This is a genomic window from Pseudomonas sp. P4_B4, assembly GCF_056402255.1.
Genome location: NZ_JBFUHS010000016.1, coordinates 120,467 through 138,948 on the forward strand (window position 1 = coordinate 120,467; position 18,482 = coordinate 138,948).

16 protein-coding genes are annotated in these 18,482 nt (G+C 61.4%); 7 read left to right on the plus strand and 9 right to left on the minus strand.

The features are described 5' to 3' along the window. Window positions 1-71: 71 nt before the first annotated feature. The 9 genes from AC1DVE_RS18170 to edd all read right to left on the minus strand — a co-directional run bounded on the left by AC1DVE_RS18170 (window position 72) and on the right by edd (window position 11,100). Window positions 72-1,232 (minus strand): ABC transporter ATP-binding protein, encoded by a 1,161-nt coding sequence (locus AC1DVE_RS18170; RefSeq protein ID WP_223457990.1) that lies wholly within the window; start codon window positions 1,230-1,232, stop codon window positions 72-74. A 4-nt stretch (window positions 1,233-1,236) separates the two neighbouring features. Next, entirely contained in the window at window positions 1,237-2,082 is an 846-nt protein-coding gene (locus tag AC1DVE_RS18175) for a carbohydrate ABC transporter permease (protein ID WP_223457992.1), read from the minus strand. Beyond that, the gene (locus AC1DVE_RS18180; protein WP_007974433.1) at window positions 2,075-2,983 is read right to left on the minus strand and encodes a carbohydrate ABC transporter permease; all 909 of its coding nucleotides are present in this window, start codon (window positions 2,981-2,983) and stop codon (window positions 2,075-2,077) included. Before AC1DVE_RS18180 ends, AC1DVE_RS18175 begins: the two co-directional genes overlap by 8 nt. 157 nt (window positions 2,984-3,140) lie before the next feature. Then, on the minus strand, window positions 3,141-4,439 hold the full coding sequence (locus AC1DVE_RS18185; protein WP_223457994.1) for an ABC transporter substrate-binding protein: 1,299 nt from the start codon (window positions 4,437-4,439) through the stop codon (window positions 3,141-3,143). A gap of 117 nt (window positions 4,440-4,556) precedes the next feature. Next, complete coding sequence (locus AC1DVE_RS18190; RefSeq protein ID WP_477784104.1) at window positions 4,557-5,816, minus strand: D-mannose isomerase; 1,260 nt, start codon at window positions 5,814-5,816, stop codon at window positions 4,557-4,559. Window positions 5,817-5,934: 118 nt separating this feature from the next. Continuing rightward, on the minus strand, window positions 5,935-7,362 hold the full coding sequence (locus tag AC1DVE_RS18195; RefSeq protein ID WP_223458030.1) for an ATP-binding protein: 1,428 nt from the start codon (window positions 7,360-7,362) through the stop codon (window positions 5,935-5,937). Window positions 7,363-7,393: 31 nt separating this feature from the next. Continuing rightward, window positions 7,394-8,125, minus strand: a complete 732-nt coding sequence (locus AC1DVE_RS18200) for a response regulator (RefSeq protein WP_056725962.1) — start codon at window positions 8,123-8,125, stop codon at window positions 7,394-7,396. 192 nt (window positions 8,126-8,317) lie between these two features. Then, entirely contained in the window at window positions 8,318-9,277 is a 960-nt protein-coding gene (locus tag AC1DVE_RS18205; protein ID WP_223457998.1) for a glucokinase, read from the minus strand. Beyond that, window positions 9,274-11,100 (minus strand): phosphogluconate dehydratase, encoded by a 1,827-nt coding sequence (gene edd / locus AC1DVE_RS18210; protein ID WP_223458000.1) that lies wholly within the window; start codon window positions 11,098-11,100, stop codon window positions 9,274-9,276. Before edd ends, AC1DVE_RS18205 begins: the two co-directional genes overlap by 4 nt. Window positions 11,101-11,320: 220 nt before the next feature. Here edd and gap point away from each other — a divergent pair, with 220 nt between their 5' ends. The 7 genes from gap to AC1DVE_RS18245 all read left to right on the plus strand — a co-directional run bounded on the left by gap (window position 11,321) and on the right by AC1DVE_RS18245 (window position 18,450). Beyond that, the gene (gap, locus tag AC1DVE_RS18215) at window positions 11,321-12,322 is read left to right on the plus strand and encodes a type I glyceraldehyde-3-phosphate dehydrogenase (RefSeq protein WP_150726688.1); all 1,002 of its coding nucleotides are present in this window, start codon (window positions 11,321-11,323) and stop codon (window positions 12,320-12,322) included. Between the two features lie 17 nt (window positions 12,323-12,339). Next, window positions 12,340-12,804 carry a methylglyoxal synthase gene (locus AC1DVE_RS18220; RefSeq protein ID WP_057713543.1) on the plus strand — a complete coding sequence of 155 codons (465 nt, stop codon included), beginning with the start codon at window positions 12,340-12,342 and terminating at the stop codon, window positions 12,802-12,804. A 77-nt stretch (window positions 12,805-12,881) separates the two neighbouring features. Next, a complete protein-coding gene (locus AC1DVE_RS18225; RefSeq protein ID WP_223458002.1) occupies window positions 12,882-13,400 on the plus strand; it encodes an RNA polymerase sigma factor in 519 nt (172 codons plus the stop codon). Window positions 13,401-13,520: 120 nt separating this feature from the next. Continuing rightward, the gene (locus tag AC1DVE_RS18230; protein ID WP_223458004.1) at window positions 13,521-14,486 is read left to right on the plus strand and encodes a FecR family protein; all 966 of its coding nucleotides are present in this window, start codon (window positions 13,521-13,523) and stop codon (window positions 14,484-14,486) included. A 122-nt stretch (window positions 14,487-14,608) separates the two neighbouring features. Continuing rightward, window positions 14,609-17,176: a TonB-dependent receptor gene (locus tag AC1DVE_RS18235; protein WP_477784105.1), complete on the plus strand. Its 2,568-nt coding sequence runs from the start codon at window positions 14,609-14,611 to the stop codon at window positions 17,174-17,176. Window positions 17,177-17,290: 114 nt separating this feature from the next. Then, window positions 17,291-17,899 carry a biliverdin-producing heme oxygenase gene (locus tag AC1DVE_RS18240; protein WP_223458008.1) on the plus strand — a complete coding sequence of 203 codons (609 nt, stop codon included), beginning with the start codon at window positions 17,291-17,293 and terminating at the stop codon, window positions 17,897-17,899. A 161-nt stretch (window positions 17,900-18,060) separates the two neighbouring features. After that, entirely contained in the window at window positions 18,061-18,450 is a 390-nt protein-coding gene (locus AC1DVE_RS18245; protein WP_223458010.1) for a YbaN family protein, read from the plus strand. The last annotated feature ends 32 nt before the right edge of the window (window positions 18,451-18,482 follow it).

Sequence of the window (18,482 nt, forward strand, 5' to 3'; positions counted from 1 at the left end):
GGTGTGCCATTCAACGCAGATGTCGACTGATACACCGCCTTCGCGAGCAAGCCCGCTCCCACATTTGTTCTTCAGCGACCTTTGAATTGGGCCACGTTATCAGCGTGCGCCTCGGCTTTCGGCACGCCGGCAACGCCCAACCGCTCCCCGCTCTTGGCATCGAACAGCAGCACTTTCGCCGGATCGAATTGCAGGGTCAGGGTCTCGCCCACTGCAGGCGCCACGTCCGGTGCCAGGCGGCAGCAGACCTTGGTGTCGTTGAGGTTGACGAAGACCAGGGTGTCGGGACCGGTCGGTTCAGTGACCTGGACTTCGGCACGAATGCTCGGCAAGCCGTTCGCTTCGCCATTGGCCAGGATGATCTGCTCAGGGCGCATGCCGAGGATCACTTCACGGTCTTCAAGACCGGCGTCCTGCATGCCCAGCGGCAATTCGCAACGGGCCTGGCCGCTGTCGAGCAACGCCAGCAGTCGACCGTCCTTGCGCTGCAAGCGCAGCGGGATGAAGTTCATCGGCGGCGAACCGATGAAGCTCGCCACGAACAGGTTGGCCGGGTTGTTGTAGATGTCCTTCGGCGTGCCGAACTGCTGGATGATCCCGTCCTTCATCACCGCCACTTTGTCGCCCAGGGTCATGGCTTCGATCTGGTCGTGGGTCACGTAGACCGTGGTGGTTTTCAGGCGCTGGTGCATCAGTTTCATTTCGGTGCGCATCTCGACCCGCAGCTTGGCGTCGAGGTTGGACAGCGGTTCGTCGAACAGATAGATCTTCGGCCGCCGCGCCAGGGCACGGCCCATCGCCACGCGCTGTTGCTGGCCGCCGGAGAGCTGGCCTGGCTTGCGGCTGAGCAGGTGTTCGATCTGCAACAACTTGGAAACCCGAGCGACCTCTTCGTCGATTTCGGCGGTCGGCATTTTGCGGATCTTCAGGCCGAAGGCGATGTTGTCGCGCACGCTCATGGTCGGGTACAGCGCGTAGGACTGGAACACCATGGCGATGTCGCGATCCTTGGGGCTCATGCCACTGATGTCGGCGTCGTCCACCAGGATCGCGCCGCCACTGATGGTTTCCAGGCCGGCGATGCAGTTCATCAAGGTCGACTTGCCGCAGCCCGACGGGCCGACCAGGATCAGGAACTCACCGTCATCGATTTTCAGTTCGATATTTTTCAGGGTGTCCGGCAAGCCGGGGCCGTAGGTCTTGTTGACGTTGCGTAATTCGAGAGTTGCCATGTTTCTACCCCTTGACCGCGCCGGACGTCAGCCCACGCAGGAAATACTTGCCAGCGAAAATGTAGACCAGCAGTGTCGGCAGCCCGGCGATCATCGCGGCGGCCATATCAACGTTGTATTCCTTGGCCCCGGTGCTGGTGTTGACCAGGTTGTTCAGGGCCACGGTAATTGGCTGGGCGTCGCCACTGGCGAACACCACGCCGAACAGGAAGTCGTTCCAGATCTGGGTGAACTGCCAAATCAGGCAGACCATCACGATCGGGATCGACATCGGCAGCAGGATCTTCAGGAAGATCGTGAAGAAGCCCGCGCCATCGAGCCGCGCGGCCTTGACCAGCGCATCCGGAATGCTCACGTAGTAGTTGCGGAAGAACAGCGTGGTGAACGCCAGGCCGTAGACCACGTGCACCAGCACCAGACCAGTGGTGGTGTTGGCCAGGCCGAACTTGCCGAGGGTGAACGAGGCTGGCAACAGCACGGTCTGGAACGGCAGGAAGCAGCCGAACAGCAGCAGGCCGAAGAACAGTTGCGAACCACGGAAGCGCCACATCGACAGCACGTAGCCGTTCATCGCACCAATAAACGTGGAAATCAGCACCGCCGGCACGGTGATCTTCACCGAGTTCCAGAAGTAGCCGCCGACCACGTCCCATGCCTTGATCCAGCCGATGCCGTCGATCACGCTCGGCCAACTCAACAGGTTGCCCGTACGGATGTCTTCCGGGGATTTGAAACTGGTCAGCAGCATCACCACCAGCGGGATCAGGTACACCGCCGCTGCCAGTAGCAGGGTGGCGTAGATCGCGATGCGGCTGAAACTGATACCCGATTTTCCGAGTTGATTAGTCATGGCGTTTGCCTCGCAGCTCGGAGTACAGGTAAGGCACGAGGATGGTCAGCACGGCGCCGAGCATCAGCATGGCGCTGGCCGAACCGATGCCCATCTGGCCACGGCTGAAGGTGAAGGAATACATGAACATCGCCGGCAGGTCGGAGGAGTAACCCGGACCGCCCGCGGTCATCGCCGCGACCAGGTCGAAGCTCTTGATCGCAATGTGCGCGAGGATCATGAAGGCACTGAAGAACACCGGGCGCAGGCTCGGCAGGACGATCTTCAGGTAGATGGTCGGCAGGCTCGCCCCGTCGACTTGCGCGGCACGGATGATCGATTGATCGACACCGCGCAGACCGGCGAGGAACATCGCCATGACAAACCCTGAGGCTTGCCACACGGCGGCGATCACCAGGCAATAAACGACACGATCCTGATCCACCAGCCAGTCGAGACGAAAGCCCTCCCAGCCCCAGTCACGCAGCATCTTGTCCAGGCCCAGGCCTGGGTTGAGCAGCCATTTCCACGCGGTACCGGTGACGATCATCGACAGCGCCATCGGGTACAGGTAGACGGTGCGGATGAAGCCTTCCTTGCGAATGCGCTGGTCCAGCAGCACCGCGAGGAACACGCCCAGCACCAGGCTGATGCCGATGAACATGCCACCGAACACCGCGAGGTTCTTGCTCGCGACCCACCAGCGGTCGTTGTCCATCAGGCGCATGTATTGCTGCAGGCCGACCCACTTGTAGCTCGGCATGAAGCTGGAGTTGGTGAAGGACAGAATGAACGTCCAGATGATGTAACCGTAGAAGCCAACCAACACGATCAGCATGCTCGGCGCGAGTACCAACTTGGGTAGCCAGCGTTGCAGCGCATCGAACGGTGAGGCTTTGCTGAAAACCGCCACAGAGCTCATCGGGATAATCCAGGTTTAGAGAAATGAATCGACACGGTGGTCCCTTGTGGGAGCGGGCTTGCTCGCGAAAGCGGTGCGTCAGTCGACATCAATGTTGAATGTCAGTCCGCATTCGCGAGCAAGCCCGCTCCCACATTGGGTCAGGCTGTGTCAGGGATTACTGGGCCGCTTTGACAGCCGAGGCCAGTTGGGCGCTGGCCTTGGCCGGGTCAGCATCCTTGTCGTTCATGAAGTTGGTGACCACATCGAAGATCGCGCCTTGCACCGCCAGGGAAGTGGCCATGTTGTGCGCCATGCTCGGTTGCAGGCCGCCGGTCTTGTCGTCCGCGATGAAGTCCTTGGCCGACTTCTGGGCGCACTCGTCGAAGCCGAGCTTGTCCATTTCGCTCAGCATGTCGTTACGCACCGGGATCGAACCCTTGTTCATGCTGAAGACTTTCTGGAAGTCGGTACCCAATGCGACCTTGGCCAGGTCTTGCTGGGCAGCGATGTCGCCCTTGCGATCGGCCTTGAGCTTGAACACCGCCAGGGAGTCGATGTTGTAGGTGAAGGCTTTTTCAGTGCCAGGGAACGCTACGCACTGGTAGTCCTTGCCCGCGACTTTCTTCGCCGCAGTCCACTCGCTTTTCGCCCAGTCGCCCATCATCTGCATGCCGGCCTTGCCATTGATGACGTCGGCGGCGGCGATGTTCCAGTCACGACCGGCGCGGTTCGGGTCCATGTAGCCGGTGATCTTTTTCAGCTCGGCGAACGACTGGGTCATCTGCGGGCCGGACAGGGTTTTCTGGTCCAGGTCGACCAGGGCTTTCTTGTAACCGTCGGCGCCCATGACCGAGAGCACCACGTCTTCGAACACGGTGCTGTCTTGCCAAGGCTGGCCGCCGTGGGCGAGCGCGATGAAGCCGGCGGCTTTGAGCTTGTCGCCGGCGGCATAGAATTCTTCGAGGGTAGTCGGGGCTTTTTCGATCCCGGCTTTCTTGAATACTTCCGGGTTGATCCACAGCCAGTTGACACGGTGAATGTTCACCGGAACGGCGACGTAGTCACCTTCGTACTTCACGGTGTCGGAGACTTTCTTCGACAGCAGGCCATCCCAGTTTTCCGCCTTGGAAACGTCTTTCAACGCGTCGGTGCTGAGCAGGCCAGTGCTGCCCCACTCCTGGATGTCCGGACCCTTGATCTGTGCAACGCCCGGCGGGTTGCCGGCTACGGCGCGACTCTTGAGTACGGTCATGGCCGTGGAACCACCACCGCCGGCGACTGCGCCATCCTTCCAGGTGAAGCCGTCTTTTTCGACTTGAGCCTTCAGGACATCGACCGCTGCTTTTTCACCACCGGAGGTCCACCAGTGAACGACTTCAACGGAGCCTTTGGATTCGGCGGCCAGGACACTGAGGGGGAGTGCAGACAGGGAAGCGAGAGAAATGACAGTAGCGAGGCGAGAAATCGCATTCATCTAGGAGCACCTTTCTTGTTGTTATGCATGCAAGTCTGTTGCTTGCGCTGCATAGGATTCTAAACAGGGGATAGCCCCTCGCAGGTAACGAAGGGATGCGCGAATGTCACCGCATGGTTACATAGAACCGCTCTGGGACAACTGCGCCAGCGCCGTGGCCATGCTCGGTGCCAGCGCCAGGCGCGGAATCAGCACGGCTTGCCAGGCGTGGTAAAGGTCAGGTTTACCGGGCCAGATATCGGCACTCGGGCGGTTCAGCGGGTCGAGTTCGTGATGCCAGCTGCCATCGCAGCGGTCGATGAAATGACTGTCACAGAATTCCCAGAATAATCGGTACCAGTGTTCGTATTGCACCTCCCCAGTGCGCTTGAGCAGCGCACTGGCGGCGGCGCTGGCTTCGCAATGGGTCCAGTGCAGGCGATGGCGGACCACCGCTTTGTTGTCCCAGTCCAGGGTGTAGACGATGCCCGGCGCGCCATCGACCTCCCAGCCGTGGAGGCAATTGTGCTCGAACAGTTTTTGCGCGTCGGTGACCAGCCAGCCCGGCGTGAGCATCCCGGCCTTCACCCGCGACGCCTCGAGGTGCAGCAACAGCCGCGCCCACTCGAAACCATGGCCCGGGGTGGTGCCGTAGGGGCGGAAGCCGTCGGCCGGATTGTCGTGGTTGTAGTCCCGCAGCGGCTGCCAGTCGCGGTCGAAATGCTCGATCACCAGGTAATCGTTGGCGGCGGCGTGATCATGGATCACGCGCTCGACGATGCGCTGGGCACGGCACAACCAACGGTTGTCATCGGTGACATCGGCCAGGGCGAGGAAGGCTTCGGTGGCGTGCATGTTGCTGTTGGCACCCCGGTACGCCTCCTCTTCGCTCCAGTCGCGATTGAAAGACTCGCGCATCGCGCCTTCTTCTTCGCGCCAGAAACAGGTGTCGATGATGTCGATGGCATCATCGAGCAAGGCTTGTGCACCGGGGCGCTGTGCGACCACCGCAGAACTGGCGGCCAGCGCGACGAAGGCATGCAGATAGGCGTTCTTGCCGGTATTGTCGTCGCGATGTTCGGCAGCCGCGAACCAGCCGCCATGCAGCGCGTCGCGCAATGGCCCGCACAAGGCCTGAATGCCGTGATCGACCAGTTCGGCAAAACCCGGCAAGCCCTGAATATGGGCCATGGCGAAGCTGTGGGTCATGCGCGCGGTGTTCATGGTCTGGGCTTGCGCATCAGCCGCAAGGCGACCCTTTTCATCGAGGTTGCCGAAGCCTTCAGGCAGTTTCGAAGCTTTGGCAAACGCCAGCAGGCGCAAGCCTTCGGTGGCAAGCCATTGCTGATGGGCAGGTGCGTTCAGCCAACTGCTGAAGGCCGGTTGGAAGGTGTCCATGGCGTACCTTTTTTGTTGTTTTGACTGTGGGGCAGCATAAACAACGGGGGAAGGTAGGCATGTAACGAAGGGGGTGGGTTATGTCACCAGGCTGTGACAATTGCATAGCAAGATCCTTTCAATCCATCGAGCGGGGTAACTGCAGGGTCACTCGCAACCCGCCCTCACGCAAATTCTGCAAGCTGACCTCACCGCCATGGCTATGGGCAATGTTGCGGGCAATCCCCAGCCCCAACCCATAACCCTGCTGCTGCCCGGCCAGGCGGAAGTGCGGTTCGAACACCTGCTCCAGGCGCTGCTCCGGCACGCCCGGCCCTTCATCATCGACATGCAGGATGAACGCGCTTTCGTCGTCATCGATGTGCAGGTGCGCGTTCTGCCCGTACTTCAACGCATTGTCGATCAGGTTGCCGATGCAGCGCTTGAGCGCCAGCGGTTTGCCCGGGTACGCCGCCAGCGCCCGCCCCTGTTGGGTCACGCGGCCGTTGCCGTTCGGCGCGAGATAGGGCTCCACCAGGCAGTCGAGCACATGGTTGAGATCCACCGGCTCGATGTTCTCGTGGATGTCGGTGTCTTTCACGCATTGCAGCGCGCCCTTGACCAGCAATTCGAGCTCGTCCAGGTCGCGCCCGAACTTGGCTTGCAGCGTTTCGTCTTCAAGCAACTCAACCCGCAGGCGCAAGCGGGTGATCGGCGTGCGCAGGTCGTGGGAAATGGCGCTGAACAACTGGCTGCGCTCGGTCAGGTAACGACTGATGCGCTCGCGCATGGTGTTGAAGGCGCGCCCGACCTCGACCACTTCGCTGCCGCCGCCCTCGGCCACCGGCTCCACGTCAGCCCCCAACGACAAATCCCGCGCCGCCCGCGCCAGGCGCTTGAGCGGACGACTCTGCCAGTGCACCAGCAGGCCGATGAACAACAGCAAAAAGCTGCTGGTCAGGACGATGAACCACACCTGCTGCGCCGGCAGGCCCTGCTCTTCAAGACTGGTGTAGGGCTCGGGCAACAGCGAGGCGATGTACAGCCATTCGCCCGGCGCCATCTGGATCTGCGTGACCAGCACCGGCGGATTCACCGGCTCCAGGGTCAGCGCGTAGTGCGCCCAGGAGCGTGGCAACTCATCGAGTTTCAGGCCGCCATTGAAGATGCGCAGGTCTTCCGGGCTGACGAAGGTCACCGAGATGACCGTGTCCTGGCCGAGGGACTGGCGCAGCACTTCGTCCACCGCTTTGAGCACCGCCTCTTTGCGCGGGGTGATGGGCAGCACTTCCATGCCCAGGGGTTTGTCGTTGAGCGTCACCACGAACCGGGTGCCGCCCATGCTGCGCAACTGGTCGAGCACCAAGGGACGATACGCCACCGGCAACGAACGGAAATAACTGACGCTGGCGGTCATTGAATGGGCCAGGCTGCGAGCACTGGTGACCAGGCCCTCGAGCTGCGTGGCGCGCAGTTGCGACACCCAGATCACGCTCGACAGCGTCTGGGCGAACAACACCGCCAGCAAGGTCAGCAACAACATCCGCCCAAGCAGCGAACGCGGCACCGGCACCTTGGCGGCGAGCTTGCGCAAAGTCTCAGTGACCATTGCTGGCAACCACGTTGGCTGCCAGTTGGTAGCCGCTGCCACGCACGGTGCGGATCAGCCGTGGCGGTTTTTCCGTGTCGCGCAGGCGCTGGCGCAATCGGCTGACCGCCATGTCGACGATGCGATCGAGGGGCATCAAATCGCGGCCACGGGTGGCGTTGCCGATGGTGTCGCGGTCGAGGATTTCCTGCGGGTGATCAAGGAACAGTTTCAGCAGCGCAAAGTCTGCGCCCGAGAGAATCACCTCTTCGCCGTCGATGTGAAACAGCCGATGGCTGACCATGTCCAGACGCCAGTCATCGAAGGCCAGCACCTCACCGCCACTGCGCTCCTGACCGAACTGCGCGCGGCGCAGCAACGCCTTGATCCGCGCCTGCAACTCCCGTGGGCTGAACGGCTTGCCCAGATAATCGTCGGCGCCCAGTTCCAGGCCGATGACACGGTCGGCTTCGTCGGAACTGGCGGTGAGCATGATGATCGGCACCTGTGCCTGGCGCGGATGCTGGCGAATCCAGCGGCACAGGCTGAAGCCGTCTTCGTCGGGCAGCATCACATCAAGGATCACCAGATCGCTCGGCGCCTCGTTCAGCGCCTGACGAAAACCGGCGCCGTCGGGCGTGGTACGCACCTGGAAACCGGCGCGGGTCAGGTAGGTGTCCAGCAACTCGCGTATCTCTTGATCGTCATCGACCAACAAAATCGACTTGTTGACTGAGCTCACGGGCGGCGTCCTTGTTGTTTGAATTGGGCGGATTATGCCTTATGCGCAAAATATACAAACACCACAGAAACAACTGTGGGAGCGGGCTTGCTCGCGAAGACGGTTTTACATTCAACACATTTGTTGCCTGACACTCCGCTTTCGCGAGCAAGTCGGAACGCCGCACCGCCGCTCCCACATTTTGATCGTATTTCAGGCTGGGAGAGATTGTTCCAAGGCCACACCCGCACCCATCAAGCCCGAATACGGCGCCGTCACCAGCCACACCGGAATCCCCTTGAAGTAATCGCTCATGCAACCCTTGTCGGCGAAGCACCGGGCGAAACCGCTTTCGAGGAAGAAATCGGCAAACCGCGGAATCACTCCGCCAACGATGTACACGCCACCGCGTCCACCGGTGGTCAGCACGTTGTTGCCGGCCACGCGACCGAGCCAGCAGCAGAACTGCTCAAGCACTTCCACGGCAATCGGGTCGCCCGCCAGCCCGGCAGCGGTGATGGCTTCCGGCGTGTCGAGCACCGGCGTGTGCCCGTCCACCGCACAGATCGCACGATAGACGCGGGGCAAGCCGCCACCGCTCAGGGCTGTCTCTGCACTGACATGGCCAATTTCGTTGAAGATGTGCTGCCAGAGTTGAGTTTCACGCGGACTGCTCAACGGCAGATCGACGTGACCGCCCTCCCCCGGCAACGCGGCAAAACGACCCTCCCCCAAATCGAGCAAGGTACCGACGCCCAAACCAGTGCCCGGGCCAATCACCACCGCCGGGCGCAATGGCTCCGGCGTACCTTCGCAGACCACGCGGAATTCGCCGGGCTGCAAACGGGTCATGCCCAGGGCCATGGCCGAGAAGTCGTTGACCAGCAACAGCTGATCCACCTGCAAGGTCTGGCAAAAGCCCTTGCGGCTCAGGCGCCAGTGATTGTTGGTGAACTTGAATTCGTCACCACTCACCGGGCCTGCCACCGACAGGCACACCGAACCGATCGCACCCGGTGCCAGCCCCAGGCCATTGAGGTAGAGGCTGATCGCATCGATAGGGCTGGGGAAATCTGCCGTTGCCAGCACCTGGACCGATTCCAGTTGCTGGTTTTTCCACAACGCGAAACGTGCGTTGGTCCCACCGATGTCACCGACCAAAGCCAGTTTCAATTAAGCGTCTCCAGGGCAGAAGTGAAGGCGCTGGCGCCCTGCTCCGCCGAGCTGAAGGCCATGCGCATGAAACCGAACAGCTCGCGACCGGTGCCGATGTTGTTGCCCAACAGGCCCTTGGCCGGCGTGCGCGCTGCGAATTCTTCGGCGTCCACCTTAAGCTCCAGGGTGCCTTTGACGCCATCGACGCGAATGATATCGCCCTCTAGCACCCGCGCCAAAGCGCCGCCTACGTAAGCTTCGGGGCTGACATGAATGGCCGCCGGGATTTTCCCCGACGCGCCGGACATGCGCCCGTCGGTCACCAGCGCAACTTTGAAGCCGCGATCCTGCAGCACGCCGAGGAACGGCGTCATCTTGTGCAGCTCCGGCATGCCGTTGGAGCGTGGCCCCTGGAAGCGCATCACCGCGACAAAATCCTTCTCCAGCAAACCGGCCTTGAACGCATCGGCCAGGTCCTGCTGATCCTGGAACACCATGGCTGGTGCTTCGACGATCTGGTTTTCCACGGCTACGGCGGAGACCTTCATCACGCCACGACCGAGGTTGCCTTCCATCACCCGTAGGCCACCTTCCGCCGAGAACGCGCGGGCGACCGGACGCAGGATGCTTTCATCGAGGCTGTCGGTCACGCCTTCACGCCAGACCAACTGGCCATTGTCGAGGAACGGCTCCTGGGTGTAGCGGCTCAGGCCGTGGCCCATCACGGTGTTGACGTTTTCGTGGAGCAACCCGGCTTCCAGCAGTTCACGGATCAGGAACGACATGCCGCCCGCGGCCTGGAAGTGGTTGATGTCGGCTTTGCCGTTCGGGTAGACGTGGCTCAGGGTCGGCACGACTTCGGAGAGGTCGGCCATGTCCTGCCAGGTCAACTGAATGCCCGCCGCCATGGCGATGGCCGGCATGTGCAGGGTGTGGTTGGTCGAGCCGCCTGTAGCGTGCAGTGCCACGATGGAGTTGACCAGCGAACGCTCGTCGACGATTTCGCCGATCGGCATGAAGTCGCCGTTCTGCTTGGTCAGGCGCGTGACCTGGTGCGCCGCCTCACGGGTCAAGGCATCGCGCAACGGCGTGTTCGGGTTGACGAAGGACGAGCCCGGCAGGTGCAGGCCCATGACTTCCATCAGCAACTGGTTGGTGTTGGCAGTGCCGTAGAAAGTGCAGGTGCCAGGGCTGTGGTAGGACTTCATTTCCGATTCCAGCAGCTCTTCGCGTGTCGCCTTGCCTTCGGCGTACTTCTGGCGCACGTCGGCTTTCTGCTTGTTGGAAATGCCCGAGACCATCGGCCCGCCCGGCACGAAGATCATCGGCAGATGGCCGAAGCGCAGTGCGCCCATCATCAGGCCCGGCACGATCTTGTCGCAGATGCCGAGCAGCAGCGCGCCGTCGAACATGTTGTGGGACAGCGCCACGGCCGTGGACAACGCGATCACTTCACGGCTCGGCAGGCTCAGCTCCATGCCCGGCTCGCCCTGGGTCACGCCATCGCACATGGCCGGGGTGCCACCGGCGAACTGGCCGACGGAGCCGATTTCGCGCAGGGCCTTTTTGATCATCTCTGGAAAGACTTCGTACGGCTGGTGCGCCGAGAGCATGTCGTTATATGACGAAACTATCGCGATGTTGGCGGAGTTCATCATCCGCAGGCTGTGCTTGTCGTCGCTGCCGCAACCGGCCACGCCATGGGCGAAGTTGGCGCATTGCAGCTTGCCGCGCATCGGACCGTCGCTGGCCGCACCGCGGATCAATGCAAGGTAGGCCTCACGCGTGGCGCGGCTGCGGGCGATAAGCCGTTCAGTGACCTCAAGGACGCGGGGATGCATGTGTAGAACTCCAGGCTAACGGATGTGGCGACCTGATTGTCTATGCTGATCAAAGGCCGGTGTCGATGGGATGACAGACGGTTTATTTGACCATTTGGACCAGTTGATTCAGGTCACTCGTTGTAGATCGAACAAAATATTGCCATCAAAAAGGCTTGTTTTCTATTTTTTTACGAATAATCTTGTAATTCCAACAACAAAACGACGGTAGCGCCGCAATATGACTCTTCGAATCGCAATCAATGGTTTTGGCCGCATCGGCCGTAATGTCCTGCGCGCACTCTATACCCAGGGCTACCGTCAGGATCTGCAGATCGTCGCCATCAACGACCTGGGCGACAGTGCGATCAATGCTCATCTGCTCAAGTACGACACCGTTCACGGCACGTTCGATGCCGATGTCCAGCACGATCAGGAGAGCCTGACGGTCAATGGCGACCGCATTTCGGTCAGCGCCATCCGCAACCCGGCCGACCTGCCCTGGGCCGCGGAAAAGATTGATGTGGTGTTCGAATGCACCGGTCTGTTCACCGACCGGGCCAAAGCCGCCGCGCATATTACGGCGGGCGCGCGCAAAGTGATCATCTCGGCCCCGGCCAAAGGCGCCGACGCCACCGTGGTTTACGGGGTGAACCACGACATTCTGCGCCAATCGCACCAGATCATTTCCAACGCGTCGTGCACCACCAACTGCCTGGCCCCGGTGGCCCAGGTGCTGCATCGCGAGCTGGGCATCGAAAGCGGTTTGATGACCACCATTCACGCCTACACCAACGATCAGCACCTGACCGACGTCTATCACGTCGATCCGTACCGCGCCCGTTCGGCCACCCAGAACATGATCCCGAGCAAGACCGGTGCTGCTGAAGCGGTGGGCCTGGTGCTGCCGGAACTGGCGGGCAAATTGACCGGCATGTCGGTGCGCGTACCGGTGATCAATGTGTCGCTGGTGGACCTGACGGTGCATCTGAAAAAAGAAGCCAGCGCAGAGGAAGTCAATGCGCTGATGAAAGAAGCCAGCCAGCACTCGAAGATCCTTGGCTACAACACCCTGCCGCTGGTCTCCAGCGACTTCAACCACAACCCGCTGTCGTCGATCTTCGACGCCAACCACACCAAATCCACCGGCAAGCTGCTCAAGGTGCTGGCGTGGTATGACAACGAATGGGGCTTCTCCAACCGCATGCTCGATAACTGCCTGGCGCTGTGCAACGCTGAATAAGCCCGGAGCAACTATCGATGATCGGCATCAGCTTTACGCAAAAGACCATGGCGGCGCGCAAGCGTATCGCCCTGGTCGCCCATGACCACTGCAAGGTGTTCTTGCTGGACTGGGCCGAACGGCAAAAAGACAGACTGGCCCAGCATGATCTGGTCGCCACCGGCACCACGGGGTTGTTGTTGCAACAACGCCTCGACCTGCCGGTGCAAAGCATGATCAGCGGGCCACTGGGCGGCGACCAACAGCTCGGTGCGCAAATCGCCGAGCAGCGGGTCGACATGCTGGTGTTTTTCTGGGACCCGTTCGAACCCCAGCCCCACGACCCGGATATCAAGGCATTGCTGCGGGTCGCGGCGGTGTGGAACATCCCGGTGGCGTGCAACGAATGCAGCGCCGACTATCTGCTCAGCAGCCCGCTGATGGATCAGGCGCACCTCCATCGGATTCCCGATTACGCCACCTATTTGCAGGGGCGCGCGTAAAGCTTCACAAATCAGTACTTGACCATTCGAGTAGATGATAAGCATTATCATTTGCTCGAAATGGATCAGGTTCTCCCGTGAGTCAGTCGCGCTTCAACCACGTTTTCCTCGCCCAGCGCACCTCCCTGCTGCGCACGCTGGAACGGATGGTCAACAATCACAGCACCGCTGAAGACCTCCTGCAGGAAACCTACCTGCGGGTGACCCGTGCATTGAGCGAACGGGCCATCGATCATCTTGAGCCCTTCGTCTTCCAGACGGCGCGCAACCTGGCGCTGGACCATTTGCGCGCGCGGCGTATCCACTCGCGCACCATGGTCGACGACGTGCCGCAGGAGGTGGTGTACAGCATCGCCGCTCCCACCAGCAGTGCCGAAGACGCCGCCCACGCCGAACAATTGCTGGAGCGCCTGAACGTGAGCCTCAGTGAACTCAGCGCCCGCCAACAGCGGATTTTCATCCTCAGCCGCCTGCACGGGCACAGCTACCAGGAAATCGCCGACGAGCTGAACGTGTCCCTCAGTACCGTGCAGAAAGAACTCAAACTGATCATGTCGATCTGCATCGGGGTTGCCGATCGCTTGAACACCAACTGAGCGCCAGGACCTTGCGCCTACCTGGACCGACTGCGCTAATCATCAGGCTTTGCTACCCTTGGCCCACTTTTACGCTTCACTAAAAAAACAGCCGTGCACAGACACTGCCGAGGAAACACCGTGACGGACAACCACCGCTCCCCTGAGCCTTCATCGGCGCAGGACCCCGCAAGCGCGATGGACCAGGCCCTGGACTGGCTGATCGTGCTCGGCAGTCCCGACGCGGAGCAGACCCGCCAGTTCCATGCGTGGCTCGACGCCGATCCGTTGAATGCCCAGGCGTTCGCCAAGGCCCAGGCGATCTGGGACGGCCCGCAAGTGGCGCAGTGCGCGCAAAACCTGGCCGCCCGTCCGGCGAAAGTCACTGTCCTCGCCCGTCTGCGTCCGCACTGGAAACCACTGGCCACTGCCGCCGTGCTGCTGCTCGGGCTGTTCAGTTTCAGCAGTTTGCCAATGCGCCTGCAGGCCGATCACCTGACCGTGGTCGGCGAGCGCCAGCGCCTGCAACTGGAGGACGGTTCCAGGGTCCTGCTCAATACCAATTCGGCGTTCTCAAGCACCATCAACGGCCAGCAACGTGTTGCCCGCCTGTATCAGGGCGAAGCGTTTTTCGAAGTCCAGGCCAATCGCGGCCAACCACTGGAAATCGACGCCGGACCGGTCACGGCCAGCGTTCGCGATACCGCATTTGCCGTGCGCTACCTCGACGGCGTGGCGCAGGTGCGGGTGCAACGCGGGGATGTCGACTTGCGCGCCACCCGGGATGACGCGCGGGTGCGCTTGTCCGCCGGGGAAAGCATTCGCATCGGCCCCAATGGTTTCGACCGCCCGGCCAAGCTGGATACCGCCACCGACCTGGCGTGGGTCCAGGGGCGACTGGTGTTCGAAAACTGCCCGCTGAACCAGGTGCTGGCAGAACTTCGCCGCTACTACCCGGGCTGGATCATCAACAACAACGAACAGTTGGCCGATGTCACCGTGACGGGCAACTACCGCCTCGATCAGCCGCTGGACGTGGTTCGCTCCCTGGCCCATATCACCTCGGCACGGCTCCAGGAATTCCCGGCGCTGGTCATCCTGAACTGAATGAGAATTATTTTTACTCGATAGCCAAACCCCGTACGTCTCGTTATAGCCAATGCAATTGATTCGCATCTCACCATGCCGATCAGCACCTATAAAGATTCGTGCGACACGGAGCGCTATCGATGTCCTCTCGCCTTACCCGCCAAGCCCCTTCACCCTCCCGCGTGCTGTCGCTGCTGACCGCTGCCATCCTGATGGCCGGTACCGCACCGCTCATGGCCGCCACCGCCACCGAGCAATCGACCCGCAAAATGGGCGACTACTCGTTCGCCATTCCCCAGCAATCACTGGTGTCGGCACTTAATGCCTTTACCGCCGTGACGGGCTGGCAGGTCGGCGTATCGTCGGAGCTGGCACAGGGTGTGGCCTCGCCGGGAGTACGCGGTTCGCTGTCGCCGGAGAAAGCCGTGGAGCGCCTGTTGGTGGGGACCACCCTGAGCTATCGCAAGCTAGGCAACAACAGCATCGTTCTGGAAAAACGCAGCGGTAGCAGCGCCCTCAATCTGGATCAGATCACCATCAGCGCCACCCGTAACGAACAGGCTGTGAACAGCGTGCCGAGCACGGTCTCTGTCTACACACGCGAAGATCTGGACCGCAATAACGTCAATACCATCAAGGAACTGGTGCGCTACGAACCCGGTGTTTCGGTAGGCGGCGCAGGCCAACGCGCCGGCATCACGGGCTACAACATTCGCGGTATCGATGGCGACCGTGTGCTGACCCAAGTCGACGGGGTGCAGGTGCCCGACGGTTTCTTCAACGGCCCGTATGCCCAGACCAACCGCAACTATGTCGACCCGGAAATCGTCAAGCGTGTAGAAATCCTCCGGGGCCCGGCGTCGGTGCTGTATGGCAGCAGCGCCATTGGCGGTGCGGTCAGTTACTACACGCTGGACCCGGACGACATCATCAAACCGGGCAAGGATGTCGGCGCACGTCTGAAAACCGGCTACAGCTCCGCCGACGACAACTGGCTGACTTCCGGCACCGTCGCCGGCCGTAACGGCGAGTTCGATGGTCTGCTGCATCTCAGTCAACGCAACGGTCATGAAACAGAGTCCTTTGGCGAAACCGGCGGCACTGGCCTGAACCGCACGGAGGCCAACCCCCAGGACGTGCGCACCACCAGCGTGCTGGCCAAACTGGGCTGGAATTACGCCGACGACTCGCGCCTGGGCCTGACCTACGAGCATTACAAGGCCGACCGCGACACCAATCAATTGAGCGCGGTGGGCGGCCCGTTCAATGCCGGACGCGGCTTGGGCTTCTATAAGTCCCGTACCGGTAACGACACGATCACCCGCGAACGCTTTGGCCTGGAACACAGCTTCGGTCTGGACAGCGCACTGGCTGACAACATCAAGTGGACGCTGAACTACCAGATCGCCAAGACCGACCAGAGCACCGAAGAGATCTACGCGCCGCCGTCACGGACCGTGTTGCGTAACCGTGATACCAACTTCAAGGATCGCCAATGGGTATTCGACGCCCAGGCTGACAAGTCGTTTGCCATCGCCGATACCGATCACTTCGTTACCTATGGCACCACCATCAAGCAGGACAAAGTTACCGGCCTGCGTACCGGTACCGGCACCTGCCTGACCGTGGCCGGTGCCTGCCGTGTCATTGGCGCCCCGAGCGCCAGCGACACGCTGAAACCCGCCAGTGACTTCCCGGACCCGACCATCAACAGCTACAGCCTGTTCGCCCAGGATCAGATCAGCTGGGGCAACTGGACCTTCCTGCCGGGTGCACGCTACGACTACACCGAACTCAAGCCGCACATCACCGAAGAGTTCCTGGCCACCGCCGACCAGAGCGGCAACGGCGTGGTCAGCGACGAGACCAAGATCTGGCATCGCCTGTCGCCGAAGTTCGGCACCACCTACAGCTTCAACGACCACTACACCTGGTTCGGCCAATACGCCGAAGGCTTCCGCACCCCGACCGCCAAGGCGTTGTATGGTCGTTTCGAAAACATCGCTGGCGGCTATCGGGTCGCGCCTAATCCGGACCTGGAGCCGGAAAAAAGCAAAAGCTACGAGACGGGTTTGCGCGGCAACTTCGAGCAGGGCTCGTTTGACGTGGCGGTGTTCTACAACAAATACCGCGACTTCATCAACGAGAACGCCATCACGCCCGGCTATAGCGAGACCATTTTCAAGAGCAACAACATCAAGCACGCCACCATCAAGGGTGCCGAGGTCAAGGGCCGCCTGAACCTCGATGCCTTCGGCGCGCCGCATGGCCTCTACACCCGGGGCTCGGTGGCCTATGCCTACGGGCGCAACGACGACAACGGCGAGCCGCTCAACAGTGTCAATCCGCTGACCGGCGTATTCGGCCTCGGCTACGACCAGGACACCTACGGCGGCTTGCTCAGCTGGACGCTGGTGAAGAAGAAGGACCGCGTCGACAGCACCAGTTTCAAAACCCCGGACGGCACCAGCACCCAGTTCAAGACGCCCGGTTTCGGCATTCTGGACCTGAGTGCGTTCTACAAGGTGACCGACGACGTGACCGTCAGCGGCGGCGTCTACAACCTCACCGACAAGAAATACTGGCTGTGGGATGACGTGCGCGGCTACGACAGCGTCGGCGAAGCCTCGGTGACCCAACCGGCCAACCTCGACCGCCTGACCCAGCCGGGTCGCAACTTTGCGGTCAACCTGATCTGGGATATCTGATCCGCTCATCCCGCCGGGCGGTTTCATCACGCTGCCCGGTGAGGATTTTTTACTGTCAGGCGCCTTCCTGTTCGTCTCGTTACCAAGCGCCTCTTCTTTCTCCAAGGAATTGCCATGACTACCCAGGCCACCGAACAACGCCCCAACCTGCGTTCGCAGCGTTTGAACCAGATCACCAACGAGCCGCACAGCAAGCTCGATGCCCTGGTCAAGGCCCATGCTCCGTTTGAAACCCCGGCCAATTTCGCCCGCTTCGTGGTGGCGCAGTACCTGTTCCAGTCGGAACTGGTGTCGCTGTACAACGATGCCGAACTGACCGCCATCGTCCCGGACCTGCCGGCCCGCTGCCGTGCCGATGCAGCCAGGGCCGACCTCGCGGACCTGGACACCGAGGTGCCAGCACCTGTCGCCGGTGCACTGAAGAGCCCGACCAAGGCCGAAGCCCTGGGCTGGATCTTCGTCTCCGAAGGTTCGAAGCTCGGCGCGGCGTTCCTGATCAAGCGGGCCGTAGGCCTTGGCCTGAGCGAAACCTTCGGCGCCCGCCACCTCGGCGAACCGGCCGGCGGCCGCGCTGAAGGCTGGAAGAGCTTCGTCAAGACCCTGGACGGCCTGGCATTCAGCGCCCGGGAAGAAGCTGAAGTGGAAAAAGGCGCCATCGACGCGTTCAACCGTTTTACCGTGTTGCTGGAGCAGGCTTACGCCAGCGCACCGGAAGTCGCCTGACACAACACCGACCCTGTGGGAGCGAGCCTGCTCGCGATGACGGTATTCCAGACAGCATTATTGTCGACTGATACTCCGCTATCGCGAGCAGGCTCGCTCCCACAAAGGGCCGGGTGAATCTGTAAGATCTCCATTCAGCGTCACACGCCCCCCCAGAGCCCATGCCTGCCTCCTCAAAACTCTCCCGCCTCCTCTTCGGCCTGCTGGCCTATGTCAGCCTGGGCATCGGCCTGATCGCCATCGTCATACCCGGCCTGCCAACCACCGAGTTCATCCTGCTGGCCGCCTGGGCCGCGACCCGAAGTTCGCCGCGCCTGAGTGCCTGGCTGGAAAACCATCGGCTGTTCGGCCCCATCCTCCATAACTGGCGCAACGGCAAGATCATCGCGCGCCGGGCAAAAATCAGCGCCACGGTCAGCATGTTGTTATGTGCCGGTCTTATGTTGGTGATGCTCGATCACGGTTGGCCGATTTACCTGGCAATTGCCGGGATGGGGCTGGGCAACCTGTGGATCTGGTCGCGACCGGAATCACTGTCGCAAGTCACCTGAAACCTCTTCAAACCGCCCTGTATTAGCCGGCA

Bases quoted from the DNA above. Each gene is read 5' to 3' on its own strand.
- AC1DVE_RS18175 (WP_223457992.1), bottom strand. From the start codon at position 2,082: ATGACTAATCAACTCGGAAAATCGGGTATCAGTTTCAGCCGCATCGCG.
- AC1DVE_RS18190 (WP_477784104.1), bottom strand. From the start codon at position 5,816: ATGGACACCTTCCAACCGGCCTTCAGCAGTTGGCTGAACGCACCTGCC.
- AC1DVE_RS18180 (WP_007974433.1), bottom strand. From the start codon at position 2,983: ATGAGCTCTGTGGCGGTTTTCAGCAAAGCCTCACCGTTCGATGCGCTG.
- AC1DVE_RS18220 (WP_057713543.1), top strand. From the start codon at position 12,340: ATGATCGGCATCAGCTTTACGCAAAAGACCATGGCGGCGCGCAAGCGT.
- gap (WP_150726688.1), top strand. From the start codon at position 11,321: ATGACTCTTCGAATCGCAATCAATGGTTTTGGCCGCATCGGCCGTAAT.
- AC1DVE_RS18245 (WP_223458010.1), top strand. From the start codon at position 18,061: ATGCCTGCCTCCTCAAAACTCTCCCGCCTCCTCTTCGGCCTGCTGGCC.
- edd (WP_223458000.1), bottom strand. From the start codon at position 11,100: ATGCATCCCCGCGTCCTTGAGGTCACTGAACGGCTTATCGCCCGCAGC.
- AC1DVE_RS18170 (WP_223457990.1), bottom strand. From the start codon at position 1,232: ATGGCAACTCTCGAATTACGCAACGTCAACAAGACCTACGGCCCCGGC.
- AC1DVE_RS18185 (WP_223457994.1), bottom strand. From the start codon at position 4,439: ATGAATGCGATTTCTCGCCTCGCTACTGTCATTTCTCTCGCTTCCCTG.
- AC1DVE_RS18235 (WP_477784105.1), top strand. From the start codon at position 14,609: ATGTCCTCTCGCCTTACCCGCCAAGCCCCTTCACCCTCCCGCGTGCTG.
- AC1DVE_RS18240 (WP_223458008.1), top strand. From the start codon at position 17,291: ATGACTACCCAGGCCACCGAACAACGCCCCAACCTGCGTTCGCAGCGT.